The organism is Leptothrix cholodnii SP-6 (assembly GCF_000019785.1).
GTDB lineage: Bacteria > Pseudomonadota > Gammaproteobacteria > Burkholderiales > Burkholderiaceae_C > Sphaerotilus > Sphaerotilus cholodnii.
Genome location: NC_010524.1, coordinates 1,115,925 through 1,139,858 on the forward strand (window position 1 = coordinate 1,115,925; position 23,934 = coordinate 1,139,858).

Sequence of the window (23,934 nt, forward strand, 5' to 3'; positions counted from 1 at the left end):
CCCTCTCTCTCAATGTGCCGACCACTGGATGGTGCTGAGGTCGACACCGTCCTTGTACATGTCCCACAGCGGCGACAACTCGCGCAGCTTGGCGACGCGGTCTTTGAGCGTCGACACCGCGTAGTCGATTTCCTCGACCGTCGTGAAACGACCGATCGTCATGCGCAGGCTGGAATGCGCCAGCTCGTCGCTGCGGCCCAGCGCCCGCAGCACATAGCTGGGCTCCAGGCTGGCCGAGGTGCAGGCCGATCCGGACGAGACCGCGATGCCCTTGACGCCCATGATCAGCGATTCACCTTCCACGAAGTTGAACGACGCGTTGACGTTGTGCGGCACGCGGCGCTCGAGGTCGCCGTTGATGAAGACCTGCTCGATGTCCGACAAGCCGGCCAGCAGACGCTGCTGCAGACCGCGGATGCGTTCGCGCTCGGCGCCCATCTCGGCTTGTGCGATCTGGAAGGCCGCGCCCATGCCGACGATCTGGTGCGTGGGCAGTGTGCCCGAGCGCATGCCGCGCTCATGGCCACCACCGTGCATCTGAGCCTCCAGCCGCACGCGCGGCTTGCGGCGCACGTAGAGCGCGCCGATGCCCTTGGGGCCGTAGGTCTTGTGCGAGGCCAGGCTCATCAGGTCGACCGGCAGGTGGGCCAGATCGATGTCGACCTTGCCGGTGGCCTGCGCCGCATCGACGTGGAAGATGATGCCGCGTTCGCGGCAGATCGAGCCGATCGCGGTGATGTCCTGGATCACGCCGATCTCGTTGTTGACGAGCAGCACCGAGACCAGGATCGTGTCGGGGCGCAGCGCGTCCTTGAAGCGATCGAGGTCGATCAGGCCGTTTTCCTGCACGTCGAGATAACTGGCGTCGAAGCCCTGGCGCTCGAGTTCGCGCACCGAGTCGAGCACGGCCTTGTGCTCGGTCTTGAACGTGATGATGTGCTTGCCGCGGCTCTTGTAGAACTGCGCCGCGCCCTTGAGCGCGAGGTTGATCGACTCGGTGGCACCCGAAGTCCAGACGATCTCGCGCGGGTCGGCGCCGACCAGAGCCGCGACCTGCGCACGCGCCTTCTCGACCGCCTCTTCTGCCTCCCAGCCCCAGGCGTGGCTGCGCGAGGCCGGGTTGCCGAAGTGCTCGCGCAACCAGGGCACCATCTGGTCCACGACGCGCGGATCCACCGGGGTGGTTGCGCCATAGTCCATATAGATCGGGAAGTGGGGTGTCATATCCATTTTGCTAAACCACATGCGTCACCAAGCACCGGGAGGCATCCCGGATGCCAAGTCGACAATTTCATCTCAGGTCACTTCGACAGCGCGATGCCGAGCGCGAACACCGAATTCGGTGCCGTGATCTTGATCGGCTTGACCACCGGCTGGGTCGAGATCGCACGCTTGATGGGCGCTTCTTCCACCGAGACGCCGCGCGAGAGCTGGTCCTGGACCAGGCTTCGCAGCGAGATGGAGTGCAGGTACTCCAGCATCTTGGCGTTCAGGCTGGTCCAAAGATCGTGGGTCATGCAGCGACCGGTGTCGTCGCCCATGCAGTTTTCGCCACCGCCGCAACCGGTCGAGTCGATCGCCTCGTCGACCGCCACGATGATGTCGGCCACCGTGATGTCTTCGGCCTTGCGGCCAAGCGAATAACCACCACCCGGCCCCCGCGTACTCTCGACCAGCTCATGGCGCCGAAGCTTGCCAAACAGCTGCTCGAGGTAGGACAGAGAAATCTGCTGTCGCGCACTGATCGCAGCCAAGGCCACAGGCCCCGTGTGCTCGCGCAAAGCCAGATCGATCATTGCAGTGACTGCAAATCGTCCCTTGGTCGTCAATCTCATTGCCATGTACTCCTGTGACTCGCGATCTCGGATGCGCTCGGTCAGCGCGCCCGGGGCAGCCAGTCGGGTTTGACCCTCGCCCTCTTTCCCGAGTGTTTTACTCGATTATAGCGAACAGCTTGCTTCTTTGCTCGTTCACCTGTTCGGGAAACCCGATGATGCACCCAGCTCGACGATCAAGCCATCGCATGCGGCCTCGATCAGGTCCAGCACCCACTCGAAGCCGGCGGCTGCGCCGTAGTAGGGGTCGGGGATCACGCGCGGCGCACGCGCCGGGGCGTAGCTCATCATCAGCCGGAGCTTGTGGCGGTGTTCGGGCGGACAGGTGCTCCGGAGGTTGGACAGGTTGTCCTCGTCCATCGCCAGGATCAGGTCGAAAGTCTCGTAGTCGGCCGACGTGACACGCCGCGCCCGCACCGACAGCAGGTCGTAGCCGCGCCGCGCCGCATGGGCGACGCTGCGCTCGTCGGGCGGCTGTGCGGCACTGTTCGAGGCGTGCGTGCCGGCCGAGTCGATCTCGATGCGATGGCTCAGCCCGGCCTGCTCGACGCGCTGGCGCAGCACCACCTCGGCGGTCGGCGAGCGGCAGACGTTGCCCATGCACACCATCAGGATGCGCGTGACCCCGCTCATGAGCCGCCCTTCGCCACCAGCGCGTCGATGTTGTCGCTGCCGGCCGCACCGAAGGCCTGCTCACGCAATTGCGCCAGCTGATCGCGGATGCGGGCGGCTTTCTCGAACTCGAGGTTGCGGGCATGTTCGAGCATCTGTTTCTCCAGTTGCTTGATGCGTTTGCCGAGGTCCTTTTCGGACAGCGCCTCGACTTCGGCCACGGAATGCATGATCGCCAGGTCGTCCTTGCCCGACTTCTCGCCGTAGACGCCGTCGATCAGCTCCTTGACGTGCTTGCGGATGCCGCGCGGCGTGATGCCGTGCAAGGTGTTGTGCTCGACCTGGCGGGCGCGGCGGCGCTCGGTTTCGCCGATCGCCTTGCGCATCGACTCGGTCATCTTGTCGGCATACAGGATGGCCTTGCCGTTGACGTTGCGCGCCGCGCGGCCGATGGTCTGAATCAGGCTGCGCTCGGCGCGCAGGAACCCTTCCTTGTCGGCATCGAGGATGGCCACCAGCGAGACCTCGGGAATGTCCAGCCCCTCGCGCAGCAGGTTGATGCCCACCAGCACGTCGAAGGTGCCCAGCCGCAGGTCGCGCAGGATCTCGACCCGCTCGACGGTGTCGATGTCCGAGTGCAGGTAACGCACCTTGACGCCGTTTTCGGCCATGTAGTCGGTCAGCTGCTCGGCCATGCGCTTGGTCAGCGTGGTGATCAGCACCCGTTCGTTGATCGCCACCCGCAGGCGGATCTCCTGCAGCACGTCGTCGACCTGGGAGCCGGCCGGCCGTACCTCGATGAGCGGATCGACCAGCCCGGTGGGGCGCACCAGCTGTTCGACCACCTGGCCGGCATGCTGCTTTTCATAGTCGGCCGGCGTGGCCGACACGAACACCACCTGGCGCATCTTGCGTTCGAATTCTTCGAAGCGCAGCGGCCGGTTGTCCATCGCGCTGGGCAGGCGGAAACCGTAGGCCACCAGCGTGGTCTTGCGCGCCCGGTCGCCGTTGTACATGCCGCCGAGCTGGCCGATCAGCACGTGGCTTTCGTCCAGAAACATCAGCGCATCGGACGGCAGGTAGTCGACCAGCGTCGACGGCGGCTCGCCCGGCGCGGCGCCCGAGAGGTGACGGCTGTAGTTCTCGATGCCCTTGCAGTGGCCGACCTCCTGCAGCATCTCGAGATCGAAGCGCGTGCGCTGCTCGACCCGCTGCGCCTCGACCAGCTTGCCGTCGGCGACGAATTCGGCCAGACGCTCGCGCAATTCGAGCTTGATGCCCTCGATGGCGGCGAGCACCCGTTCGCGCGGCGTCACGTAGTGGCTCGACGGATAGACCGTGAAGCGCGGCACCTTCTGGCGCACGCGGCCGGTCAGCGGGTCGAACAGCTGCAGCGACTCGACCTCGTCGTCGAACAGCTCCAGGCGGATCGCCAGCTCGGAGTGTTCGGCCGGAAAGATGTCGATCGTGTCGCCGCGCACGCGGAAGGTGCCGCGCGCGAACTCGGTGTCGTTGCGCGTGTACTGCATGCGGATCAGCTGCGCGATGACGTCGCGCTGGCCGATCGTGTCGCCCACGCGCACGATGAAACGCATCTGCGTGTAGTCCTCGGGCTTGCCGATGCCGTAGATCGCGCTGACGGTGGCCACGATGATCGTGTCGCGGCGCTCGAGCACGCTCTTGGTCGCCGACAGCCGCATCTGCTCGATGTGCTCGTTGATCGAGCTGTCCTTCTCGATGAACAGGTCGCGCTGAGGCATGTAGGCCTCGGGCTGGTAGTAGTCGTAGTAGCTGACGAAATATTCGACCGCGTTCTTCGGAAAGAACTCGCGGAACTCGGCGTACAGCTGTGCCGCCAGCGTCTTGTTGGGCGCAAAGATGATCGCCGGGCGGCCCATGCGGGCGATCACGTTGGCCATCGTGAAGGTCTTGCCCGAGCCGGTCACGCCCAGCAGCGTCTGGTAGGTCAGGCCGTCCTGGATGCCCGAAACCAGTCCCTCGATCGCCGTGGGCTGGTCGCCAGCCGGCGGATAGGGCTGGAACAGCTGGAAGGGGGAACCCTCGTAACTGACGAACTGACCCGCGGTCGCTGCCGCCGGCTCGATCACGGCCTCCTGAAGCTCACCCATCGTCCACATTCCTCGCCGCTAAAATTCTCGCAATCTGCCAGAGTAACTCAGGGTGGAGATCCTTTCCAACACACGCCCACAGGCCAAACCATGTCCCTCTTCTCTTCCATCGAGATGGCTCCCCGCGACCCGATCCTCGGGTTGAACGAACAATTCGCCACCGACCCCAATCCGGCCAAGGTCAACCTGGGTGTGGGCGTCTATTTCGACGAAGACGGCAAGCTGCCGCTGCTCAAGTGCGTCGTCGCGGCCGAGCGGCTGATGTTCGAGGCGCCCAAGGCGCGCGGCTACCTGCCCATCGACGGCATCGCCGCCTACGACAAGGCGGTGCAGGGTCTCGTTTTCGGTGCTGACAGCGCGGCGGTCAGCGGCGCGCGCGTCGCCACCGTGCAGGCCATCGGCGGCACCGGCGGCCTGAAGATCGGCGCCGACTTCCTCAAGCGCGTCAACCCGTCGGCCAAGGTGCTGATCTCCGACCCGAGCTGGGAAAACCACCGCGCGCTGTTCACCAACGCCGGCTTCGAGGTCGACAGCTACCCGTACTACGACGCCGACGCCAAGGGCATCAACTTCGCCGGCATGCTGGCCGCGCTCGAGGCAGCGCCGGCCGGCACCATCGTGCTGCTGCACGCCTGCTGCCACAACCCGACCGGCTACGACATCACCCCGGCGCAATGGCAGCAGGTGGTCGCCGTGATCCGGCAGCGTGACCTGGTCGCCTTCCTCGACATGGCCTACCAGGGCTTCGGCGACGGCATCGCCGAAGACGGCGCGGCCGTGCAGCAGTTCCTGGCCGCCGGCATCGACTTCTTCGTCTCGACCTCGTTCTCCAAGAGCTTCTCGCTCTACGGCGAGCGCGTCGGCGCGCTGTCGGTGGTGTGCGAGAGCAAGGACGAGGCCGCGCGCGTGCTGTCGCAGCTCAAGATCGTGATCCGCACCAACTACTCGAACCCGCCGATCCACGGTGCCCAGGTGGTGGCCAGCGTGCTCGGCACGCCCGAGTTGCGCGCGATGTGGGAGTCGGAGCTGGCCGGCATGCGCGTGCGCATCAAGGAAATGCGGGTCGCGCTGGTCGACAAGCTCAAGGCCGCCGGCGTCGAACGCGACCTGAGTTTCATCTCGCGCCAGAAGGGCATGTTCAGCTACTCGGGCCTGACCAAGGAGCAGATGGTGCGCCTGCGCAACGAGTTCGGCGTCTACGGCGTCGACTCGGGTCGCATCTGCGTGGCCGCGTTGAACAACAAGAACCTCGACTACGTGGTGAGCTCGATCGTCAAGGTGCTCTGAACCACGCGCCCGACCGGGTGTCGGGCGTTGCGGGTCTCAGTGCTCGACAACGGCGCCTGCGGGCGCCGTTGCCGTTTGTCCGTGGCTTGCGCGTTTCAGCGCGACACGTCCACCACCGTGCGGCCGCGCACCTCGCCGGCCAGCAGGCGCGGCGCGTAGGCGATCGCCTCGCTCAGGCCGATCTCGGTCGTCAGGCTCTGCAGTCGGGCGGGCGTGATGTGTTGGGCCAGCAGCGCCCAGGCCAGGGCACGCTGGTCGTTGGGCGTGAAGACGCTGTTGATGCCGTAGAGCGTGACGCCGCGCAGGATGAACGGCATCACGGTCGACGGGAAATCGCCGCCCTGCGCCAGGCCGCAGGCCGCCACGGCGCCGTGGAAGCGGGTCTGCGCGCAGGCGTTGGCCAGCGTGTGGCTGCCGACCGTGTCGACCACGCCGGCCCAGCGTTCGGCCTGCAGCGGCTTGCCGGGCTCGCCGAGCGGCTGGCGGTCGATCACCTCGGCGGCGCCGAGGTCGCGCAGGTAGTCGCTCTCCTGCGGGCGGCCGGTCGAGGCGACGACGCGGTAGCCCAGGCTCGCCAGCAGCGCGATCGCGATCGAGCCGACGCCGCCGGCCGAGCCGGTGACCAGCACCTCGTCGCCCGCCTGCAGGCCGTGCTTGCGCAAGGCCATCACGCACAGCGCGGCAGTGAAGCCGGCGGTGCCGAGCGCCATGGCGTCGCGGGTGCTGAGGCCCGGTGGCAGCGCGAGCAGCCAGTCGGCCTCGACGCGGGCGCGCTGGCCGAGGCCACCCCAATGTCTTTCGCCCAGTTCCCAGCCGGTGACGACGACGCGCTGGCCGGGCTGCCAGAGCGGGTCGCTGCTGGCGTGGACCACGCCGGCCAGGTCGATGCCGGGCACCAGCGGCCATTGCCGCACCACGGCGCCGCGGCCGGTGATGGCCAGCGCGTCCTTGAAGTTCAGGGTGGAGTACTCGACCTGCACCGTCACGGCGCGGTCGGGCAACTGGCTGTCGTCCAGATCCTGGAGCTGCGCCAGGGTGGACTTGTCTTGCGCTCGCTGGAGCAGGATGGCTTTGAACATCGGAGGTCTCCTCGGGATGCGCACAGGCGGCATGTCGGCCTGTGTCGGTGGGAAATGCATCCTACGTGGAGACCTGACCACCCGCTGGCAGCGGGTGTGTCGAGCCGGTGCTGCGTGTCAGCGCAGTTCGCGCGCCTGGCCTTCGACCACGCCGGCATCGCCGCCACGGGCGCTGAAACCGGTGTGCGCGGCGGTCGACCAGTGCTGGCGGCGCTGCATGTGCTGCAGCGGGCCCATGAAGACCTTCGGCCACTGCGGGCGCTGACCGCGCAGCAGGCACCACAGCGAGTAAGCCAGCGCCACCACCGCACCGGCAACCAGCAAGCTGCCCATGAAGACAGTGGCCGCGATGACGAGAACAGCGCGAAACAGAATACGCATGAAGGTCAACATCAGGGATCCGGACATGGTTTGAAGATTAGCGCAAAACGCGTCGATTCAAGGCCGCAGGGTTGAGGCCGATCATGCCGCCGCACCCCGCAAACGCATGGCCATGACGAGCTGATTTCGCATCGCCTTGAGCAGCGTCAGTTCGGCGTCGCCCACCTGCAGGCTGTTGGCATGGGCGCGGTCGCCGTAGATCAGGCCCAGCGGCTGCTGGCCGAGCGTCAGCGGCAGCAGCAGGAAGGTCGGTGCCTTGACCTGCTGATGAAACCAGCCCGGCAGGCTTCTCGCGATCAAGGCGTCGCTGGCGTCCGAGATCAGGGTGTCGGCGCCCTTGGTGCACAGCAGGCCGAACAGATCGCCCGGCGGGCGCATCGGCACACGGAACATCGGCGCCAGCTGCATGGCGCGGTCCCCGCTGCCCAGGCGCCCGCGCAGTTCGCCGCTGGCGCTGTCGCGCAGGCAGACCACCACCCGCTGCAGTTGCAGCGACTGCTGCAGCTGGGCCATCACGAACTGCAGCACCTCGCCCAGCGGCGCATCGGACATCGCCCGCTGGCTGATCGCCTCCAGCGCCACCGACAGGGCCGCGCCGACCGCCGCCGGCACCGGCGCACGCGGGCGCATCGGGGCCGGTGGCCTGACCGGCTGCGGCGACTGGGCCGGGCCGCCCGCGGCGGGCTTGACCGGGGCTGCAGCGCCGGGCCGGGCCGGCGTCTTCGACGCGGGAGCGGCACCGCCGACCTTGTTGTTCGCGCCGGCCTTGGCGATGCCGGGCACCGACATGCCGAGCATCACGGCCAGATCGGCCCATTGCTGGCGGGAGCGTTCGACGATCGGCGTCAGGTGCTCCACGTCCAGGCCGAGCGGGACGCCGTAAGCCTCGGTGAACCGGGCCAGGCAGGCTTCCAGCGCCTGCGGATCCTCGATCTCCAGCATCTGGCGGGCCAGGTGATTGGCGGCGGTGCAGGCCACCCGCAGCCGTTCGTCGTGGCCGACCGGCTGTTCCGGGTCGCGCGGTTCGAGCCGGCGCAGGGCCAGCTGCAGGTCTTCCGGCCAGCCCCACTGGCCGGCCACTTCGACGCCCAGGTCCTCGTAGCCCATGCCGAGCACGTCGCGCGAGGTCTTCTGCAGCGCCGCGTGGTCGCTGCCGTCGACCGGCGTGCCGGCTTCGGCGAGCTGGGCCTCGATCTGGGTGGCCTCGTCGCGGAAATGCATCCACGCCAGCATCGGGCCGAGGTTCTGGAACAGCGCGGCGAGGTAGGCGTTTTCCTGCAGCTTGTGGGTCGGGCAGAGCTCGCTGGCCAGCATCGCGGCCAGCAGCGCGCGGCGGAACTCGGCCCGCACGCGTTCGCCGTCCGGCCCCTTGGGCAGCTTGTCGAACAGCGTCAGCGAGGCCGCGAGCATGCCGATCGACTGGAAGCCCATCAGCGCCACCGCCCGCTTGATGCTGGTGATGCCACCACCGCCCACCGAGCTGTAGAAGGCGGTGTTGATCAGCCGCAGCAGCTTGTTGGTCAGTGCCACGTCGCCCAGCACCTCGTCGGTCAGCGCGCGCAGGTGGGCGGTCTCCGAGCGCGAGACCTTCTGGATGCTGCGGATCGAGTCCTTCAGCGACGGGAAATCGGCCGATTTCTGCATGCGCTGCAGCAGGCGCTGGAGCTGCGCCTCGCGCTCGGCCGCCTCGACGGCGGCGGCGTCGTGTTCGGCCTGGGCGCAGGCCGCGGCGTCCTGCGCGGCCTGTTCCTCGGCGCTGAGCGGCGCCGCGGCTTCGGTCGGGGCGGGATCGGCTGCGGGCGACGGGGCGGGGCTGGCGGTTGCGCTCATTGGGCCTGATTCTGCGCAGCCGCCCGCCTGTCGGAGCCGCGAACAGAGGCTCGAATCAGCCCCAGTCTTTGCCTCCCTCTTGCCTGCCGCCCGTCAGCGCCGCGGCTTCAGCCGCGCAGCGCGCGTGCGCACTCGGGCACCAGCGCCGGGCCGCGGTAGATCAGGCCGGTGTAGACCTGTACCAGGTCGGCCCCGGCGGCGCGTTTGCTGCGCGCGTCGGCGCCGCTGAGCACACCGCCCACACCGATGATCGGGTAGGCGCCACCCAGCTCGGCGCGCAGCTGGGCGATGACGCGGTTGCTCGCCGCCAGCACCGGCGCGCCCGACAGGCCGCCGGCCTCGTCGGCATGTGCCAGGCCGGCCACGGCGTCGCGCGCCAGCGTGGTGTTGGTGGCGATCACGCCGTCGATGCCGTTGTGGCGCAGCGTGGCGGCGATCACGCGCACCTGGGCCTCGTCGAGGTCGGGCGCGATCTTGACGAACATCGGCACGCTGCGGCCGTGTTCGGTGGCCAGCGCGAGGCGGCGTGTCTGCAGTGCGCCGAGCAGGGCGTCGAGCGCCGCGTCGCTCTGCAGCGCGCGCAGGTTCTTGGTGTTGGGGCTGGAGATGTTGACCGTCACGTAGTCGGCGTGCGGATAGACACCGGCCAGCGCGATCAGGTAGTCGTCGGCGGCGTTCTCGATCGGCGTGACCGCGTTCTTGCCGATGTTCAGGCCCAGCAGCCCGCCGTTGCGGCGAAACGAGGTGGCGCGCTGCACGTTGGCCAGGAAGCTCGCCAGGCCCTCGTTGTTGAAGCCCAGCCGGTTGATCAGCGCGTTCTTCTCGGGCAGGCGGAACATGCGCGGCTTCGGGTTGCCGGGCTGGCCCAGCGGCGTGACGGTGCCGACCTCGATGAAGCCGAAGCCCATCGCGCCCAGGCCGTCGATGCAGCGGCCGTTCTTGTCGAGCCCGGCGGCCAGGCCGATGCGGTTCGGGAAGCGCAGGCCGGCCACCGTCACCGGGTCGGCGATGCGGCTTTGCGACCACAGGCACTGCAGCGGCGTGTTCTGGAAACGCGCGATCGAGCCGAGGGTGAGTTCGTGTGCCGCTTCCGGATCCATGCCGAACAGGAAGGGGCGGGTGAGGGGGTAGGGGACTAGAGCCATAATTTTGGATTGTCCCGCAGCACGAACTTCCTCGACATGACTCAAGACGAACTCAAGGCCCTGGTGGGCCAGGCCGCCGTGGCCTACGTGCCCGATGGCAGCGTGGTCGGCGTGGGCACCGGCTCCACCGTCAACTGCTTCATCGACGCCCTGGCCGCCATCAAGGACCGCATCGCCGGCGCGGTATCGAGCTCGGTGCGCAGCACCGAACGGCTGCAGGCGCTGGGCATCCCGGTGCTCGACCTCTCGCAGGTCGAGCGCATCCCGGTCTACATCGACGGCGCCGACGAGATCGACCCGCGCGGCCACATGATCAAGGGCGGCGGCGCCGCACTCACGCGCGAGAAGATCGTCGCCGACCTGGCCGAGCGCTTCGTCTGCATCGCCGACGCCAGCAAGCGGGTCGACGTGATGGGGCGCTTTCCGCTGCCGGTCGAGGTGATCCCGATGGCGGCGGCGCAGGTGGCACGGCGCTTCGGTGCGGCCTACGGCGGCCTGGCCCGGGTGCGCGAGGGCGTGGTCACCGACAACGGCAACCTGATCCTCGACGTCACCGGCCTGCACATCGCCGACCCGCTGGCGATGGAGACCGAGGTCAACCAGTGGCCGGGCGTCGTCTGCGTGGGCATCTTCGCCCGCCACAAGGCCGCGGTCTGCCTGCTAGGCACGCCTGAAGGCGTGCGCACGCTCAACTTCTGAGTGCCCCCAAGGCCGCCGCTTGGCGGCGGCCGCCTGACGTCACCAGACGAAGCTGTAGCTCGCCATCAGCAGGGTGGATTTCAGGTCGGGCGAGACCGGCACCGTGGCCAGATAGCCCGGCGCGCCGGCCGGCTGCTTGAGCTTCTGCCGGTAGCTCTCCAGCCGCACGCTGAATTCACCGCCGGTGCCCACCGGCAGGCCGACCTTCAGGCCCACCGTCTGCGCGCTGAACGCCGCCAGCCGCTGGTCGGCCGATGCGTACGCCAGTCGCGCCTGGTGCGTGGTGCTGTCGTGATCGACGCCATCGACCAGCCAGCCGCGGTAGAACTCGGCCGCGCCCTGCTTGTAGAGCCGCAGATGCGGTTCGACGTAGATGCCGCCGCTGTACTGATGGCGCCATTTGCCGTCGACGGTGTTGGCGCGCACGCCCCAGTCGTCGCGGTAATGGCGCAAGGACAGCTCCAGCACCTCGGTGCCGAGGTGCAGCTTGTTGAGCCAGAACAGGCTGGTGCGGCTGCGCGTGTCGGGGCGGTTCTCGCTCAGGTACTGGTCGCCGCTCAACAGGCCGCTGCTGCCGTTGACCACCGACAGCAGCTTGTACGGATCGCTGTGATAGCCGGTGCTGCGGCCCAGGCCGAGGTTGAACTGCATCAGCCAGCGCCGGTTCATCACCTGCGTCAGGCCGAACAGCAGGTCGCCGATCTGGCGGTTCTGGTTGGCTTCGATGCGCGCGCGCGCCGAGTGAACGCCGAGGCCCAGCGGCGTGCCGCCGACCGCGTTGACGAGGTTGTATTCGCCCGCCAGGCCCACGCTCAGCGTGGTGTTCTTCTGGTTGAAATCCTGCGACAGCGAGGTGTTGAAGCCGAACGACTTGAAGTCGTATTCGGCCGACACGTTGGCGCCCACGCTCAGGCGCCGGTTCTCGCCCCACGGGCGGTCGTAGCTGACGTTGACGGCGCCGCGGGTGTCCTTGAAGCTGCTGTCGAGCGGCGCCTGGCCGGCCGGCACCGAGTAGCTGCCTTCACCCGACGGGCTGGTGAAGGTCTGCGCGGCGGGCTGTGGCGTGGCGCCGTTGGGCGAGGCGCCGGTCAGCGTGTCGAGCGTCAGACGCACCGCCAGCGTGCGGTCGTCGGCGTCGGTGCGGCGCATGCCGATCATCGGCTCGACCGCGCGCACGCGGTTGTCGCCCTCGGCGTACAGCAGCACGGCGCTGTCGATCTGCCACGGCACGGCGGCCGGCTTGGCGGGCTTGGCCGGCGTCGTCCCGGTGGCACTGGCCGGCTGGGGCACGTTCTGGGCCATCGCCGGATGGGCGGCGACACCCGCGAGCAGGCAGCCGGTGGCCGCCGCCAGCGCCAGGCGCAGCGCGCCGGTGCCGGTCGACGGTGGTGCCGAGGGAGGGGTGAGGGTGGGGTGGCCGGTCAGTTGCATCCGCAACCTCCGCCGCCGAAGCTGCGGCCGCCGGTGGCGGCCTCTTTGCTGAAGTAGGTGTGGTCGTCGGCGGCGCTGTCGAGCGCGACACCGCCGGGGGCCATCGACGGCTGCGCCAGCAGGTCGCGCTCCCAGGGCTGCACGCCGAGCTGGCTCAGGCTGCCGCAGCCTGACAGCGCGGCGCACAAGAGCGGCACGGCGCAAGCGGCGCGCACGATGCGGGCACGCCGGCTCGGCGAGTGGTCGGATGCGCCGGCATCGCTGCCGGGCACGGTTCGGGTGGGGGATCGGGTGAGGCGATGCATGATGGCAGTGCTGGGTCGACGCCAATGTCGACCATCCTGCCCCAGCATAGAGACCCGACCTGAAGCCTGGCTGTAGCGCAGCGTCGCGGCGCTGCAGCTCAGGTGTCGGGGTGTATCAGGCGTCTCGGTTGCCTGGTGTCTGATCCTGGTCGAGCGCGTCACCGAAATCGATGCAGCCGTGCACGCTCGCATGCAGCGAGGCGTAGAACGCGGCCGAGAACAGCATCGCCACCGGCACCGCGAGCAGCAAGGCCAGCTGCGGCAGCCCGAGCGCGCCCAGCAGCACGCCGAGCACGGCCGACAGCAGCAGATCGGCCAGCAGCCAGCTCAGACCGTAGACCACGAAGGAGCCGAGGTTGCGCAGGCTCGCCAGCGTACTGCCGAACAAGGCCTTGGCGACGCCCGCGCCTTCGCGGTGCACCAGCACCGGCGCGTGCCAGAACAGCAGCGCCACCGGCGTCAGCAGCGCCACGCGCAGGACCATGCCGCCGCGCAAGGCCTGCAAGGCGTCGGCAGTGGCCTGGTCGTCGGTGGCTGAATGCAGCCTCTCCCACAGGTCGCCCAGGCCGGGGTCGATCAGATCGGCCAGGCCGAGCGCCAGCATCACGGCCAGCGCATGGGCGCCACCGAGCATCAGCAAGGACTTGCGCTGCGGCGAGCGCAGCGGCTCGAACAGCAGTGCCGGCGACGGCCGGGCGTCGAGTTGCACCCGCTCGACAGTGTGGACCCAGCCGGCGGTCAGCGCCGGCAGCAGCACCGACACCAGCAGCGGGCCGATCCACGGCAGCATCAGCAGCAGGCCGAGGCCGAACACCATGATGCCCAGCAGCGCGGCCAGGCCGAGCGGTTGGCGCTGCACCAGGCGCAGGCCGCTGCGCATCCAGGCGACGCCGTCGAGGGCACGAGCCGAGCGGAGTTTCATCGCGGCCTCACTCGGCGCGCAGCCAGTGCCACGGGTTGTTCACCCGTTCGCGCAGCACGCGCTCGAAATGGCCCGGGTCGTGCGCCTTGAGCATGCTGGCCTCGCGCGGCAGGTGGTAGTCCCACAGCCGCGAGGTCCAGAAGCGCAAGGCGCCGGCGCGCAGCAGCGCCGGCAGCAGGCGGATCTCGTCGTGGCCGAGTTCGCGCTCGGCGTCGTAGGCGCTGACGAAGGCCTGGGCGCGGGCCTCGTCGAGGCGTCCGCTGTCGAGGTCGATGCACCAGTCGTTCAGGCACACCGCCAGGTCGAACAGCCAGGTGTCGACGCCGGCGAAGTAGAAGTCGAAGAAGCCGGTGAGCTTCTCGTGGCCGGGCAGGCCGTCGAACATCACGTTGTCGCGGAACAGGTCGGCGTGGATCGGGCCACGCGGCAGCGCCGCGAAGGCCGGGCTGTGCGCCAGATCCTGCTGGAAATGCAGCTCCGACTCGATCAGCGCGCGCTGTTCGGGTGTCAGGTAGGGCGCGACCACGGGAACCGTCTCCGTCCACCAGGCCAGGCCCCGCAGATTGGGCTGATGCAGCGCGAAATCGCGCGCCGCCAGGTGCATGCGCGCCAGCATCGCGCCGACCTGCTGGCAGTGCCAGACCGAGGGCGCGAGCTGATGGCCACCGGCCAGCTTGTCGACCACCGCGGCCGGCTTGCCGCACAGGCTGTGCAGGATCTCGCCGTTGATGTCGGCCTGCGGATCGGGCACCGGGATGTCGCGCTGCGCCAGGTGCTTCATCAGCTGCAGGTAGAACGGCAGCTGCTCGGCGCTCAGTCGTTCGAACAGCGTCAGCACCCACTCGTGCGCACCGTCGCCCGGATCGGTGGTCAGGAAGTAGTTGGTGTTCTCGATGCCCGAGCTGATGCCGCGCAGCTCGGTCACGGTACCCAGGCCCAGGCGCTCGGACAGCGCGGCGGCAGCGTCCGCGGACACTTCAGTGAAGACAGCCATCGTCAGCTCAGAATTTCAGTACCGACCAGACACGCTGGCCGGCGGTACCGCGGCTGTTGCTGTGGCTGTTGGAGAGGTCGCGGCCGCCGGTGGCGGGCATGATTTCGTAGGCCTTGCCACCGTTCTTGGGCTGCACCTGGATGCTGCGCACCTCGCCGCCGACGTGCAGCTCGTCGATGCGGCTGCCTTTTTCGTCGATCACCACGTGCTCGGCACGCGGTTCGGGCCAGGCGCCGGCCTGCGGCTGGGCGAGCACGGGAGGGGCCGGAACCGCCGTTTGGGCAGCCAGCGGAAGGGTCGCTGCGGCGAGCAGCAGGCCGACGAGGGCGGGGCGCGGTGACATGGGCCGGATTGTAGGTGCGGTGCAGCAAGCCCCCTTCCCTGACAATCGCCGCCATGAATCCAGACCGCGCCCGCCCCACCCTCCTGCTGGTCGACGGCTCCAGCTACCTCTACCGCGCCTACCACGCGATGCCCGACCTGCGCGGCCCCGACGGCCAGCCCACCGGTGCCATCCACGGCCTGGTGGCCATGCTCAAGCTGCTGCGCAGCCAGATCGGCGCCGAACACGCGGCCTGCGTCTTCGACGCCAAGGGCCCGACCTTCCGCGACGACTGGTACCCGCTCTACAAGGCCCAGCGCCCGCCGATGCCCGACGACCTGCGGCTGCAGATCGAGCCGATCCACGAGGTCGTCCGGCTGCTCGGCTGGCCGGTGCTCGAGGTGCCCGGCATCGAGGCCGACGACGTCATCGGCACGCTCGCCCAGCTGGCCGAAAAGTCCGGCCACCGGGTGGTGATCTCCACCGGCGACAAGGACCTGGCGCAGCTCGTCACCGAGCACGTCACGCTGATCAACACCATGAGCCGCGAGTCGCTCGACATCGAGGGCGTCAAGGCCAAGTTCGGCGTGCCGCCGGACCGCATCGTCGACTACCTGACGCTGATGGGCGACACGGTCGACAACGTGCCCGGCGTCGAGAAGGTCGGCCCCAAGACCGCCGCCAAGTGGATCGCCGAACACGGCTCGCTCGACGGCGTGGTGGCCGCCGCCGGCTCGATCAAGGGCGTGGCCGGCGAGAACCTGCGCCGCGCGCTCGACTGGCTGCCGACCGCGCGCAAGCTCGTCACCGTCAAGACCGACTGCGACCTGAGCGGCCACGTGCCCGCGTGGCCGGCGCTCGAGGCGCTGGCGCTGCGCGAGGTCGATCCCGACGGCCTGAGGGCGTTCTACATGCGCAACGGCTTCAGGACCTGGACCCGCGAGCTGGAGGCGCAGGCCCCGAGCGCCCCCGTCATCGCTTCTGCCGCAGCCCCCGCGCTCGACGACATGGCGCAGGCCTCGGGCAACGGCGATGCGCCGGCCCAGGCTCCGGCGCCGGCCGCCGATGGTGCGGCGGGTCGCTACGAAACCATCTTCACCACCGAGCAGCTCGATGCCTGGATCGCGCGACTGCAGGCCGCGCCGCTGGTGGCGATCGACACCGAGACCGACTCGCTCGACCCGATGCGTGCCCGCATCATCGGCATCAGCTTCGCGGTGCAACCGCTGGAGGCGGCCTACGTGCCGGTCGGCCACGACTACCCCGGCGCGCCCGACCAGCTGCCGCTCGACGAGGTGCTGGCGCGCCTGCGTCCCTGGCTCGAAGACGCCGGCACGCGCAAGGTCGGCCAGAACATCAAGTACGACAGCCACGTCTTCGCCAACCACGGCGTCACGGTGCGCGGCTACGCCCACGACACCATGCTCGAAAGCTACGTGCTCGAAGCCCACAAGCCGCACGGCCTGGCCAGCCTGGCCGACCGCCACCTCGGCCGCAGCGGCATCAACTACGAAGACCTGTGCGGCAAGGGCGCCGGCCAGATCCCGTTCAGCCACGTGGCGGTCGACCAGGCCAGCACCTACTCGGGCGAAGACAGCGAGATGACGCTGCAGGTGCACCAGACGCTGTGGCCGCAGCTCGAAGCCGAACCGCGCCTGCGCGAGCTCTACGAAACCATCGAGATGCCGAGCGCCGAGGTGCTGGTGCGCATCGAGCGCAACGGCGTGCTGATCGACGCGGGCGTGCTGGCGCGCCAGAGCCACCAGCTCGCGCAGCGCATGCACACGCTCGAACAGGAGGCCCATGCGATTGCCGGCCAGCCCTTCAACATGAGCAGCCCCAAGCAGATCGGCGAGATCCTGTTCACCAAGCTCGGCCTGCCGGTCAAGAAGAAGACCGCCAGCGGCGCGCCCAGCACCGACGAGGAAGTGCTGCAGGAACTCGCCGCCGACTACCCGCTGCCGGCGCGCATCCTCGAACACCGCAGCCTGGCCAAGCTCAAGGGCACCTACACCGACAAGCTGCCGCTGATGGTCAACCCGTCGACCGGCCGCGTGCACACCAATTACGCGCAAGCCGTGGCGATCACCGGGCGGCTGTCGAGCAACGATCCGAACCTGCAGAACATCCCCATCCGCACCGCCGAGGGCCGGCGCGTGCGCGAGGCCTTCGTCGCCGCGCCCGGCCACAAGCTGGTCAGCGCCGACTACTCGCAGATCGAGCTGCGGCTGATGGCGCACATCTCGGGCGACGCCAACCTGCTGAAGGCCTTCGCCGACGGCATGGACGTGCACCGCGCCACCGCCGCCGAGGTCTTCAACATCGCCGCCGCCGACGTCACCAGCGAGCAGCGCCGCTACGCCAAGACCATCAACTTCGGCCTGATCTACGGCATGGGCGCGTTCGGCCTGGCGGCCAGCCTGGGCATCGAGCAGAAGGCGGCGCGTGACTACATCGAGCGCTACTTCGCGCGTTACCCGGACGTCAAACGCTACATGGACGAGACCAAGGCCGGCGCGGCGCAGCTCGGTCATGTCGAGACGCTGTTCGGCCGCCGCATCGTGCTGCCCGAGATCAAGGGCGGCAACGGCCCGCGCAAGGCCGCCGCCGAACGCCAGGCCATCAACGCGCCGATGCAGGGCACCGCGGCCGACCTGATCAAGCTGGCGATGATCGCGGTGCAGAAGGCCATCGACGACGAAGGCCGCGCCAGCAAGATGATCATGCAGGTGCACGACGAACTGGTGCTCGAGGTGCCCGAGGCCGAACTCGGCTGGGCGCGTGAGGCGCTGCCGCGGCTGATGGCCGGCGTGGCGCAGCTCAAGGTGCCGCTGGTGGCCGAGGTGGGCGAAGGGGCCAATTGGGAGGAAGCCCATTGAAGCACGCATGGCGGCGCTGGCTGGCGCCCCCGGCCGTCGAGGGTGACGAGGACAAGCGCCGGCGTGCCGCCGTGGTCAACACCGTCGTGCTCGGCAGCATCGCCTTCATGCTGATCGTCCTGCTCGGCATGCTCCTGGGCGGCAAGGCCCCCCGGAGCGTCCTCTGGATGGATGTCGGGCTGCTGGCCGCCTATGTGCTGATGCACCGGCTGCTGCATCGCGGTCATGTCGGGCTGGCGGCGATGGGCCTGACACTGATCGGTTTCACCGGCCTGACCCTCATCAACATGCGCCTGGGCACCATCCGCACGCCCACGGCCTCGATCTACCTCTTCATCGTGCTGATGGCGGGAGCCGTCTTCCAGCTCCGTGGGCTGCTGACCGCAGCAGCCGCCAGTTCCCTGGCGGTGCTGGGCCTGATCCAGGCTGAAAACGCCGGCCTGCTGCCGCGTCCGGACTACTCGGTCGGACTGATGCAGTGGGTGACCTACACCGCCTTGTTCGGGCTGGCGTCGTTCCTGACCTACCAGGGCAACCAGGTCGTCCGCCGCGCGCTGGCGCGCGCCGAAGCCGAAATCGAGCAGCGCAAGCTCGTCGAGGCCGAACTGTCGCGCATCGCCATCACCGACGCGCTGACGGGCGTCTGGAACCGGCGTCATTTCGAGCAGACCATCGGCGCCGAGCGCGCCAAGGCGCAGCGCCATCACACGCCGCTGTCGCTGCTGTTGTTCGATGTCGATCATTTCAAGGCGCTCAACGACCAGTTCGGCCACCAGGCGGGCGACCAGGTGCTGACCGAGCTGGCACGGCTGGTCGGCCGGTCGCTGCGTGACGGCGACGTGCTGGCGCGCTGGGGCGGCGAGGAGTTCGCCGTCATCCTGCACCACTGCCCGGCGGCCGACGCGCTGCGGCTGGCCGAGAAGCTGCGCGGCCTGGTTGCCGGCCATGCCTTCGACCGCGTCGGCACGGTGACCGCCAGCTTCGGCGTGGCCGAACTGCAGCCGGACGAGACGCTCGACGCCTGGTTCCGGCGCGTCGACCTCGCGCTCTACGCGGCCAAGTCCGGCGGCCGCAATGCCGTGCGCCTGGGTGCGTGACACTTCATTGCCCGCTTCCTCTCTCGCTGCCCCGTTCCGCCATGCCGACCTCGCCCGCCCACCTCTCGCGCCTCGACCTCGAACTGCGCCGCCTGCTCGCCGAGCGGCCGGTGGCCGTGCTCGGCACGCTCGACGAACACGGCGCGCCGTTTGTCTCGATGGTGCCGTTTGCGGTCGAGCCGGCATCGGGTGCGCTGGTGCTGCATGTCAGCGCGCTCGCGGTCCACACCCGCCAGATGCAGGCCGAGCCACGTGTCTCGCTGCTGGTGATGGGTGCCGACGACTGGGCCGAATCGCCGCAGGCACTGCCACGCGTGACGATCGCGGCGCGCGCCGAATTCACGCCGCGTGACAGCGCGGCCGAACGCCCGCTGCGCGCCGCCTACCTGGCCCGCCACCCGCAGGCCGAGCTGATGACGCAGCTGCCCGACTTCACCTTCGTGCGTCTCGTGCCGATCTCTGCGCGCCATGTGGCGGGCTTCGGCGCGGCGCGTTCGGTGGCTCCCGACGATCTGGCTCGGGTGCTGGCGGGCATCGCCGCTGTGCCGCCGATGTAATCGCTCTCGGCCGACCCGGTCGATACTTTGCCGCCGTGATCGCAGTCCGGCGTCGTCGGGCTGCCTGCGTGCATCCACAACGAACGCGAGAGACAACCATGCGCAAAGTCATCTGGGGCGTACTCAGCACCGCCAAGATCGGTCTGACCAAGGTGCTGCCCGGCATGCTCAAGAGCGATCGGATCGAGCTGCGCGCGATCGCCTCGCGCTCGCTGCCGGCAGCCCGCGAGGCGGCAGACAAGCTCGGCATCCCGGTCGCCTACGGCAGCTACGACGAACTGCTGGCCGACCCCGCGATCGAGGCGATCTACAACCCGCTGCCCAACCACCTGCACGTGCCGATGACGCTGGCTGCCGCACGCGCCGGCAAGCACGTGCTGTGCGAAAAGCCGATCGCACTCGATGCCGACGAGGCCGCGCAGCTGCGCGAGGTGGCCGGCCAGGTGCACATCATGGAGGCCTTCATGGTGCGCTTCCATCCGCAGTGGCAACGTGCCCGCGAGCTGGTGCGCAGCGGCGCGATCGGCGAGCTCAAGGCGATCCAGGTGTGGTTCTCGTACTTCAATGCCGACCCGGCCAACATCCGCAACCAGCCCGACATCGGCGGCGGCGCGCTCTACGACATCGGCTGCTATCCGATCGTCGCCGGGCGCTGGTTCTTCGAGGCCGAGCCGCAGCGCGTGGTCGCGCTGGCCGACCGCGATCCGGCCTTCGGCACCGACCGCCTGTTTGGCGCGATGCTCGATTTCGGCGCCGGCCGGCAGCTCAATTTCAGCGTCTCGATGCAGTGCGTGCCGTATCAGCGCGTGCAGTTGATGGGCAGCACGGGCCGCATCGAGATCCAGATCCCGTTCAACGCGCCGCAGGGCGCGGCCACGCGCCTGCTGATCGACGACGGCAGCGCGCTCGACGGCGGGGGCCTCCGCATCGAAACCCTGCCCGAGAGCGACCAGTACCAGCTGCAGGGCGAGGCGTTTTCACGCGCGGTGCGCGGCGAGATCGCGCTGCCTTACGGCGTGGAGGACGCGGTGCAGAACATGCGGATCATCGATGCGCTGTATGCGAGCGAGCGCAGCGGCGCCTGGGTCGGTGTCGGGCCGGCGTGATCGACGGCGTGCCCTGTCCTGGGGCACAGGCATCAGACGATCTGCAGCGCCTTGAGTGGGGCGATGCCGTGTTCCGAGAAGCCGGCAGCCATGGCCTTGAGTTCGGCCAGGGTCGCCTGCGCAGACTCGATCGTCTTGCCGTCCTTGACCATTTGGTGACCGAGCGCTGTCCACTGTTCCGATGCAAATTGCGCCCACTCAGCCGGCTGCTTCAAGCCCTTGCTGCGCGCCAGCAGAAACAGCTGGATGTGCCACGGAACGCGGACACCGCCGCCGGTCACCGCGCTGGCGAGGCAGGTGATCGGCCGGTTGGAGCGGGCCAGTTGCAGGAGGTGTGCGTTGAGCCGGTCGCTGGTCTTGCGTGAGGCGGTGATGCTGCTGTCGTCCTGAGCCGGCGCCAGATGGTTTTCGTGCGTGAGCACGACGACCGCCTGGATGATCTTCGGCAGATCGACGCCCTGCGGCGCCAGCGCGGCCTCGATTGCTCCGATCGACTTTGGCTTGTGGTCGGCCAGCGCGGCCAGCAGCGGTCGATAGATCGCCTCGCTCAAGGCGGCGGTGCCGAGCCGGCCGCTGACCTTGAGCGGCACCCGCTCGGCCGGTGTCAGCAGCACCAGGCGCAACCTGCGCATGGCTTCGAGCTGCTCGATCGCCGACAGCCTGCGCGCACCCTTGACCCAGTAGTCGCGCCGGAACTGCTGGTTGACGATGAAGTCGAGCATCGACTCGCGGTAGTGCGCGTCGCCGATGCCGGCCAGCATCGCCATCTGCTCGGCGTTCAGATTGAGCGGATAGACCTGTTCGAGCAGCGTGGCCGAGCAGGCAAAACTCAGTTTGGCCGGCGCCAGATCCCGCACCACGTCGCTGAAGTACATCGGCTTCCAGTGGTCGTTGAAATACTCGTGCGCCACGTAGACCGGATCCTTCGTCTTCAGCTCCGCCAGCCACTCGGCGGCCTGGGGCGTGGCGCGCTTGTATTGCGAGGGCAGGCCGAGAAACTGTTCGGCGAACTCGAGCGCACCCTGCACCCGCTTGACGGTGCCTTCGCCCGGGCTGCGCATCGTGTGTGCGTGTTCCTTGATCAGTTGGCGCATCGGCGCGATGTGCGCCCAGCCGGGCAGGGTGTTGTAGCTGACGTAGACCACGCCGCCCGGCGCGAGCTTGCGGCGGATGAAATCGACGATCAGCGTGCGGTTGGTGTCGGACACCCAGCTCCAGATGCCGTGCAGCGCGATGAAGTCGAACGCCGGCAGATCGGGCCGTTCGAGCAGCTCGGCGAACGACTCCTCGGTCAGCTGGGCGTTGCTGCCGGCGGCCTGTGCCAGCTCCTGCGCATAGGCCGCCTGGGCCGGCGCGAAGTCGTTGCCGAACCAGCGTGTGGGCGAAGCTGCAGCGTGGATGTTGACGCTGATGCCGTGGCCGAAGGCCATCTCGAAAGCATTGCGCACCGCCGGAAAGGCGAGCCCGGCATTCAGGAAGGCGAGCTGCGCGCGCAGCGGGTTCAGCTCGCCGAAATAGCTGGCGGTGTAGTCGATGTCGGCCACATACCCTTCGCTCCAGACGCTCATGTGGCGTGCTCCCGATGAAACATGTGTAGATCCGTGCGATCCATCTTAGACGGCGTGTGGCGAGGTCGATGCAGACCGGAAAGCGAAAGGGCAATCCATCCGGATTGCCCCTGCACATGCTCACGGCGCCGGGATGTCGGCCGGGCGCCCGGCCGACGTCATTTCATCTTGCGGCGGCGACCGAGGTAGCCGATCGCCCCCAGGCCGGCCAGCATCATCGCGTAGGTCTCGGGTTCAGGGACCGGGGTGACATTAGTGCCGACGGCCGAGAAGGTGTCGACGCGGAAATCTCTGTTGGAGTTTGAATCGATCCTGAACGTGTAGGTGCCCGCTGCGAGGCCTGTTGCGTTGTAGGTGGCCAGATCTCCGGCCGGGCTCGGCGCCACGCCGTCGATGAACGATGGCGAGAACGTCAGCACAGACGAGCCGCCGGCGAGCGTCACCGCGTCGTCCAGCGAATCGAGCCAGGACACGGTCAGGCTGCCCAGCTTGTCCTTGTTGGAGCTGCCCGACCAGAACTTGATGGCGACGTCCGTTGCCGACGCGATCGAGAACGTGTAAGTCAGGAAGTCGTTGGCGTTGTTGAACAGCGCAAAGGAATCGCCGCCCTTGGTGAGGGTGTCGGTGGTGACCGCTGCGTCCTTGGTTCCGGTGGCGAACCCGGTGAGATCACTGAACTCGGAGGTAAACGAAAACGTATCGGCCTGCGCAGCCATTGAAGCCGTGGCGAGCAGTGCCGCACCGGTGGCGTGAATCAGCGTCTTCATGGATCTTCCCTCTACTACGGCACGAGGACCGGATGTGGTTGCCGTGCCACGACCTTGAAGCACGTGGCCGTAGTGTTAAGGGTCGGTTAAGTACCAACCATCCCGCGATCGCGGGGAGGGACTTGCGCAATGACCATCACTTGTGGATGGATTTTCGATTCGGGTTCGGTTTGATCAGCTTGCCAGCCCGTCATGCAGCGCCACGAACTCCTGCGTCAGCTTGTGCTTCGCATCCAGGTGGATCATCGGCAGCGCACGCTCGTGCGACTCCTTCATCTTCACCGACGACGACAGGTAGGGTTGCAGCACCGGCAGGCCTTCGGCGATCAGTTCGGCCACCACCTTCTGCGGCAGGCTGGCGCGCGGCTGGAACTGGTTGACGACGATGCCCTCGACCTGCAGCTCGCGGTTGTGGTCGGCCTGGATTTCCTTGACGTTGTCCATCAGCGCATACAGCGCGCGGCGCGAGAAGTCGTCGCAGTCGAACGGGATCAGGCAGCGCTGCGAGGCGATCAGCGCGCTGCGGGTGTAGAAATTCAGCGCCGGCGGGGTGTCGATGTAGATGCGGTCGTAATTGGCCGCCAGCGCGTCGAGCGCATCGCGCAGCTTGTAGATCTTGTAGCGCGACTCGAGCTTGCCGTGCAGCTCGTCGAGCGCCGGGCTCGAGGGCATCAGGTGCAGGTTCTCGAACGGCGTCTCGTAGATGAACTCGCCGGCGTTCTTCGGGTTGAAGGTGAAGCTCAGCGTCTGGTTGAAGAAATCGGCCACCGAGGTTTCGAGCCCGTCGGCGCCGTTGCCCAGCAGGTAGCGGGTGGTATTGCCTTGCGCGTCGAGGTCGAGCACGAGGGTGCGCAGGCCCTGGCTGGCGCTGATGGCGGCCAGGTTGGCCGTGATCGTGGACTTGCCCACGCCACCCTTCTGGTTGAAAACGACTCGGCGCATGGCGGATCCTTGAGGCTTGAATGGTCAGAAACGCCCGCAGGCGCCAA

At 68.3% G+C, this 23,934-nt stretch carries 22 protein-coding genes; 6 read left to right on the forward strand and 16 right to left on the reverse strand.

The annotated features are described in order from the left end of the window. Window positions 1-9: 9 nt before the first annotated feature. The 4 genes from LCHO_RS05240 to uvrB all read right to left on the reverse strand — a co-directional run bounded on the left by LCHO_RS05240 (window position 10) and on the right by uvrB (window position 4,576). The gene (locus LCHO_RS05240) at window positions 10-1,230 is read right to left on the reverse strand and encodes an IscS subfamily cysteine desulfurase (RefSeq protein ID WP_043703891.1); all 1,221 of its coding nucleotides are present in this window, start codon (window positions 1,228-1,230) and stop codon (window positions 10-12) included. Between the two features lie 71 nt (window positions 1,231-1,301). Next, complete coding sequence (locus tag LCHO_RS05245; protein ID WP_012346079.1) at window positions 1,302-1,835, reverse strand: Rrf2 family transcriptional regulator; 534 nt, start codon at window positions 1,833-1,835, stop codon at window positions 1,302-1,304. 135 nt (window positions 1,836-1,970) lie between these two features. Continuing rightward, window positions 1,971-2,468 (reverse strand): low molecular weight protein-tyrosine-phosphatase, encoded by a 498-nt coding sequence (locus tag LCHO_RS05250; RefSeq protein ID WP_012346080.1) that lies wholly within the window; start codon window positions 2,466-2,468, stop codon window positions 1,971-1,973. After that, the gene (gene uvrB, locus LCHO_RS05255; protein WP_012346081.1) at window positions 2,465-4,576 is read right to left on the reverse strand and encodes an excinuclease ABC subunit UvrB; all 2,112 of its coding nucleotides are present in this window, start codon (window positions 4,574-4,576) and stop codon (window positions 2,465-2,467) included. Before uvrB ends, LCHO_RS05250 begins: the two co-directional genes overlap by 4 nt. Window positions 4,577-4,666: 90 nt before the next feature. Here uvrB and LCHO_RS05260 point away from each other — a divergent pair, with 90 nt between their 5' ends. Continuing rightward, the gene (locus LCHO_RS05260) at window positions 4,667-5,863 is read left to right on the forward strand and encodes an amino acid aminotransferase (protein WP_012346082.1); all 1,197 of its coding nucleotides are present in this window, start codon (window positions 4,667-4,669) and stop codon (window positions 5,861-5,863) included. 95 nt (window positions 5,864-5,958) lie between these two features. Here LCHO_RS05260 and acuI read toward each other — a convergent pair whose 3' ends face one another. The 4 genes from acuI to LCHO_RS05280 all read right to left on the reverse strand — a co-directional run bounded on the left by acuI (window position 5,959) and on the right by LCHO_RS05280 (window position 10,298). Then, a complete protein-coding gene (gene acuI, locus LCHO_RS05265) occupies window positions 5,959-6,942 on the reverse strand; it encodes an acrylyl-CoA reductase (NADPH) (protein ID WP_012346083.1) in 984 nt (327 codons plus the stop codon). 117 nt (window positions 6,943-7,059) lie between these two features. Next, window positions 7,060-7,350: a hypothetical protein gene (locus LCHO_RS05270; protein ID WP_150105418.1), complete on the reverse strand. Its 291-nt coding sequence runs from the start codon at window positions 7,348-7,350 to the stop codon at window positions 7,060-7,062. Window positions 7,351-7,404: 54 nt separating this feature from the next. Continuing rightward, window positions 7,405-9,153, reverse strand: a complete 1,749-nt coding sequence (locus LCHO_RS05275; protein ID WP_012346085.1) for an HDOD domain-containing protein — start codon at window positions 9,151-9,153, stop codon at window positions 7,405-7,407. Between the two features lie 107 nt (window positions 9,154-9,260). Further along, window positions 9,261-10,298: a quinone-dependent dihydroorotate dehydrogenase gene (locus LCHO_RS05280; RefSeq protein WP_012346086.1), complete on the reverse strand. Its 1,038-nt coding sequence runs from the start codon at window positions 10,296-10,298 to the stop codon at window positions 9,261-9,263. A gap of 36 nt (window positions 10,299-10,334) precedes the next feature. Between LCHO_RS05280 and rpiA the strand changes: the two genes are divergently transcribed. Continuing rightward, entirely contained in the window at window positions 10,335-10,997 is a 663-nt protein-coding gene (gene rpiA, locus LCHO_RS05285; protein WP_012346087.1) for a ribose-5-phosphate isomerase RpiA, read from the forward strand. 39 nt (window positions 10,998-11,036) lie between these two features. Here rpiA and LCHO_RS05290 read toward each other — a convergent pair whose 3' ends face one another. The 5 genes from LCHO_RS05290 to LCHO_RS21965 all read right to left on the reverse strand — a co-directional run bounded on the left by LCHO_RS05290 (window position 11,037) and on the right by LCHO_RS21965 (window position 14,992). Next, window positions 11,037-12,428, reverse strand: a complete 1,392-nt coding sequence (locus LCHO_RS05290) for a DUF3570 domain-containing protein (protein ID WP_012346088.1) — start codon at window positions 12,426-12,428, stop codon at window positions 11,037-11,039. Next, window positions 12,419-12,733, reverse strand: a complete 315-nt coding sequence (locus LCHO_RS05295) for a DUF4266 domain-containing protein (RefSeq protein WP_012346089.1) — start codon at window positions 12,731-12,733, stop codon at window positions 12,419-12,421. Before LCHO_RS05295 ends, LCHO_RS05290 begins: the two co-directional genes overlap by 10 nt. Before the next feature lie 115 nt (window positions 12,734-12,848). Continuing rightward, window positions 12,849-13,655 (reverse strand): BPSS1780 family membrane protein, encoded by an 807-nt coding sequence (locus LCHO_RS05300; protein WP_012346090.1) that lies wholly within the window; start codon window positions 13,653-13,655, stop codon window positions 12,849-12,851. A 7-nt stretch (window positions 13,656-13,662) separates the two neighbouring features. Then, window positions 13,663-14,649, reverse strand: coding sequence for a homoserine kinase (locus LCHO_RS05305; RefSeq protein ID WP_012346091.1), 987 nt, complete (start codon window positions 14,647-14,649; stop codon window positions 13,663-13,665). A gap of 7 nt (window positions 14,650-14,656) precedes the next feature. Then, entirely contained in the window at window positions 14,657-14,992 is a 336-nt protein-coding gene (locus tag LCHO_RS21965; protein ID WP_012346092.1) for a DUF2782 domain-containing protein, read from the reverse strand. Window positions 14,993-15,045: 53 nt separating this feature from the next. Here LCHO_RS21965 and polA point away from each other — a divergent pair, with 53 nt between their 5' ends. The 4 genes from polA to LCHO_RS05330 all read left to right on the forward strand — a co-directional run bounded on the left by polA (window position 15,046) and on the right by LCHO_RS05330 (window position 20,610). Further along, complete coding sequence (gene polA / locus LCHO_RS05315) at window positions 15,046-17,850, forward strand: DNA polymerase I (protein WP_012346093.1); 2,805 nt, start codon at window positions 15,046-15,048, stop codon at window positions 17,848-17,850. Beyond that, a complete protein-coding gene (locus tag LCHO_RS21970; RefSeq protein ID WP_012346094.1) occupies window positions 17,847-18,947 on the forward strand; it encodes a GGDEF domain-containing protein in 1,101 nt (366 codons plus the stop codon). Before polA ends, LCHO_RS21970 begins: the two co-directional genes overlap by 4 nt. A gap of 41 nt (window positions 18,948-18,988) precedes the next feature. Next, window positions 18,989-19,504 (forward strand): HugZ family pyridoxamine 5'-phosphate oxidase, encoded by a 516-nt coding sequence (locus LCHO_RS05325; RefSeq protein ID WP_012346095.1) that lies wholly within the window; start codon window positions 18,989-18,991, stop codon window positions 19,502-19,504. A gap of 98 nt (window positions 19,505-19,602) precedes the next feature. After that, window positions 19,603-20,610 carry a Gfo/Idh/MocA family protein gene (locus tag LCHO_RS05330; RefSeq protein WP_012346096.1) on the forward strand — a complete coding sequence of 336 codons (1,008 nt, stop codon included), beginning with the start codon at window positions 19,603-19,605 and terminating at the stop codon, window positions 20,608-20,610. Between the two features lie 32 nt (window positions 20,611-20,642). On the opposite strand, the gene LCHO_RS05335 is transcribed toward LCHO_RS05330, so the two are convergent. The 3 genes from LCHO_RS05335 to LCHO_RS05345 all read right to left on the reverse strand — a co-directional run bounded on the left by LCHO_RS05335 (window position 20,643) and on the right by LCHO_RS05345 (window position 23,887). After that, a complete protein-coding gene (locus tag LCHO_RS05335) occupies window positions 20,643-22,178 on the reverse strand; it encodes a methyltransferase regulatory domain-containing protein (protein WP_012346097.1) in 1,536 nt (511 codons plus the stop codon). 158 nt (window positions 22,179-22,336) lie between these two features. Next, window positions 22,337-22,945, reverse strand: coding sequence for an FxDxF family PEP-CTERM protein (locus tag LCHO_RS21975; protein WP_012346098.1), 609 nt, complete (start codon window positions 22,943-22,945; stop codon window positions 22,337-22,339). A 174-nt stretch (window positions 22,946-23,119) separates the two neighbouring features. Beyond that, on the reverse strand, window positions 23,120-23,887 hold the full coding sequence (locus LCHO_RS05345) for a ParA family protein (protein ID WP_012346099.1): 768 nt from the start codon (window positions 23,885-23,887) through the stop codon (window positions 23,120-23,122). Between the last annotated feature and the right edge of the window lie 47 nt (window positions 23,888-23,934).

What these genes read in the sequence shown, in the direction of transcription:
- LCHO_RS05240 (WP_043703891.1), bottom strand. Translation starts at nt 1,230, where the DNA reads ATGGATATGACACCCCACTTCCCGATCTATATGGACTATGGCGCAACC.
- LCHO_RS05245 (WP_012346079.1), bottom strand. Translation starts at nt 1,835, where the DNA reads ATGAGATTGACGACCAAGGGACGATTTGCAGTCACTGCAATGATCGAT.
- LCHO_RS05250 (WP_012346080.1), bottom strand. Translation starts at nt 2,468, where the DNA reads ATGAGCGGGGTCACGCGCATCCTGATGGTGTGCATGGGCAACGTCTGC.
- uvrB (WP_012346081.1), bottom strand. Translation starts at nt 4,576, where the DNA reads ATGGGTGAGCTTCAGGAGGCCGTGATCGAGCCGGCGGCAGCGACCGCG.
- LCHO_RS05260 (WP_012346082.1), top strand. Translation starts at nt 4,667, where the DNA reads ATGTCCCTCTTCTCTTCCATCGAGATGGCTCCCCGCGACCCGATCCTC.
- acuI (WP_012346083.1), bottom strand. Translation starts at nt 6,942, where the DNA reads ATGTTCAAAGCCATCCTGCTCCAGCGAGCGCAAGACAAGTCCACCCTG.
- LCHO_RS05270 (WP_150105418.1), bottom strand. Translation starts at nt 7,350, where the DNA reads ATGTCCGGATCCCTGATGTTGACCTTCATGCGTATTCTGTTTCGCGCT.
- LCHO_RS05275 (WP_012346085.1), bottom strand. Translation starts at nt 9,153, where the DNA reads ATGAGCGCAACCGCCAGCCCCGCCCCGTCGCCCGCAGCCGATCCCGCC.
- LCHO_RS05280 (WP_012346086.1), bottom strand. Translation starts at nt 10,298, where the DNA reads ATGGCTCTAGTCCCCTACCCCCTCACCCGCCCCTTCCTGTTCGGCATG.
- rpiA (WP_012346087.1), top strand. Translation starts at nt 10,335, where the DNA reads ATGACTCAAGACGAACTCAAGGCCCTGGTGGGCCAGGCCGCCGTGGCC.
- LCHO_RS05290 (WP_012346088.1), bottom strand. Translation starts at nt 12,428, where the DNA reads ATGCAACTGACCGGCCACCCCACCCTCACCCCTCCCTCGGCACCACCG.
- LCHO_RS05295 (WP_012346089.1), bottom strand. Translation starts at nt 12,733, where the DNA reads ATGCATCGCCTCACCCGATCCCCCACCCGAACCGTGCCCGGCAGCGAT.
- LCHO_RS05300 (WP_012346090.1), bottom strand. Translation starts at nt 13,655, where the DNA reads ATGAAACTCCGCTCGGCTCGTGCCCTCGACGGCGTCGCCTGGATGCGC.
- LCHO_RS05305 (WP_012346091.1), bottom strand. Translation starts at nt 14,649, where the DNA reads ATGGCTGTCTTCACTGAAGTGTCCGCGGACGCTGCCGCCGCGCTGTCC.
- LCHO_RS21965 (WP_012346092.1), bottom strand. Translation starts at nt 14,992, where the DNA reads ATGTCACCGCGCCCCGCCCTCGTCGGCCTGCTGCTCGCCGCAGCGACC.
- polA (WP_012346093.1), top strand. Translation starts at nt 15,046, where the DNA reads ATGAATCCAGACCGCGCCCGCCCCACCCTCCTGCTGGTCGACGGCTCC.
- LCHO_RS05325 (WP_012346095.1), top strand. Translation starts at nt 18,989, where the DNA reads ATGCCGACCTCGCCCGCCCACCTCTCGCGCCTCGACCTCGAACTGCGC.
- LCHO_RS05330 (WP_012346096.1), top strand. Translation starts at nt 19,603, where the DNA reads ATGCGCAAAGTCATCTGGGGCGTACTCAGCACCGCCAAGATCGGTCTG.
- LCHO_RS05335 (WP_012346097.1), bottom strand. Translation starts at nt 22,178, where the DNA reads ATGAGCGTCTGGAGCGAAGGGTATGTGGCCGACATCGACTACACCGCC.
- LCHO_RS21975 (WP_012346098.1), bottom strand. Translation starts at nt 22,945, where the DNA reads ATGAAGACGCTGATTCACGCCACCGGTGCGGCACTGCTCGCCACGGCT.
- LCHO_RS05345 (WP_012346099.1), bottom strand. Translation starts at nt 23,887, where the DNA reads ATGCGCCGAGTCGTTTTCAACCAGAAGGGTGGCGTGGGCAAGTCCACG.